This is a genomic window from Paenibacillus sp. p3-SID1389 (genome assembly GCF_025151705.1).
GTDB classification, from domain to species: domain Bacteria; phylum Bacillota; class Bacilli; order Paenibacillales; family Paenibacillaceae; genus Fontibacillus; species Fontibacillus phoenicis.
This window is the reverse complement of the sequence record NZ_JALXVO010000116.1, coordinates 1-1,577: the sequence shown is the minus strand read 5'-3', so window position 1 is coordinate 1,577 and position 1,577 is coordinate 1. Positions and strand designations below refer to the sequence as shown.

Sequence of the window (1,577 nt, the reverse complement as noted above, 5' to 3'; positions counted from 1 at the left end):
ACCTCCCCAAAATCTCGAAGTAAAGGTTACCACACCAACCACGAGAAAGGAGTACTCCCATGTATGGTATTCAACAAGCAGAGCTATTTTCCTTCGAGGAATTAATGGGAATGGCGGATGAGGCAAAATACAGTGCCATTCTGGAACACGTCCCCATGGGGATCATCCTGCATGCCGTTAGCAAAAAAAGTACCCGCGGCCGCTCCGAAAGTTTAAATACCAGAGCGATGATGTATTCCCTCATTATTGGAAAACTGGAACATATCCGCTATACGAAAGATCTGATCAAGCGTCTGCGAACCAGTTCCGAATTCAGAAGGTTATGCCGCTTTACCGATTCGGACCGGGTACCGAGTGAAGCCGCCTATTCCCGCCTTGTAGCCAGGCTGGCTCAAAGCGGCGTACTGAGACACGTTCTGGATACAGTGGTAGACCAGGCAATTGCCGCAGGGTTTCTTTCGGGTGAGGTTCTGGCAATAGATTCGTCCCACATTGAGGCCTTCGACCGAAATCCGAAGCTGGATGAAGGGAAGACGACGACTTCTTCCAGCCCTCTCGTTGACGAAGACCCTGCCTTGTTCTCCGCGGACACATGCACGCCGTCCCAGGAAGCCAAGCCGGAGAAGCCCAAACGTTCCAAACGCGGGAGAATCCCGAAAGCGGAATGGGACGAGTGGCGGAAGCAAATGGATGCTTACGAAGCGTCGCTTGGTTTCTTCGAACGGGGAGTAGCCGACATGTTGCCAGCCAGTTACGAAGAACTCGCCCGCGATATGCCGCAATACCCAAGCACTGGCGCAAAAGGCGATCCGCGAGGCACCCACCGCGTGAAATTCTGGTACGGGTACAAGGCGAATCTGCTCGTCGACACGGCAAGCCAATATATTGTTGCCGGCGAGACCTGCTCCGCTCATGTCAGTGACCAGAGACCGGCCATTATGCTGCTGAAGCGACTTCAGGAGCGATTTCCGGATCTGCAGGTTAAGCACGTTTTGGCTGATAAGGGCTATGACGGCGAAGCGGTATACCGACAAATCCGCAAGTTAGGTGCTTTTCCGATTATCCCGTTAATTCACCGCACCAAGCTGCCTTTGAAGGAAGACAAATATTATCGTCCGCTGTGTGAACAAGGCCATCCGTACCGTTATGACAGCTACGACCCCAAGGGGGGCAACGTGAAATTTACCCGTCCGAAAGAATGCAAGGAATGTCCGCTGCAAGCTACAGGTTGCCAGAAGGTGTATAAAATCCGGATAGAAACCGACGTCCGCAAATACACAGCACCTGGCCGGGGAAGCGAGAAGTTTGCCGAATTGTTTAAGCAGCGGACCGCTATTGAACGCGTCTTTGCATATCTGAAGTTATACTTTGGCATGGGCACTACACGAAGGCTCAAAAAACGTGCGTTCGTCGATCTCGAACTAAGTTACCTAGCGTACAATGTGTCTAAATATGCGCTGGATTATTTGAACATGAACATCCGTTTGACCAAACAAGCCGCGTAACTTTTTTTGAAAATGTACACCTCGAAATTGGTTACCTGCAGTAGCTAATAAATTGAATTATGAAATTGACTT

The 1,577-nt window shown here is 50.6% G+C and carries 1 protein-coding gene; it reads left to right on the top strand.

Annotated features, from left to right (window positions below; genetic code table 11):
• The first annotated feature begins 59 nt into the window (after positions 1-59).
• A complete protein-coding gene (locus M3G15_RS21305) occupies positions 60-1,505 on the top strand; it encodes a transposase (RefSeq protein WP_260072015.1) in 1,446 nt (481 codons plus the stop codon).
• The last annotated feature ends 72 nt before the right edge of the window (positions 1,506-1,577 follow it).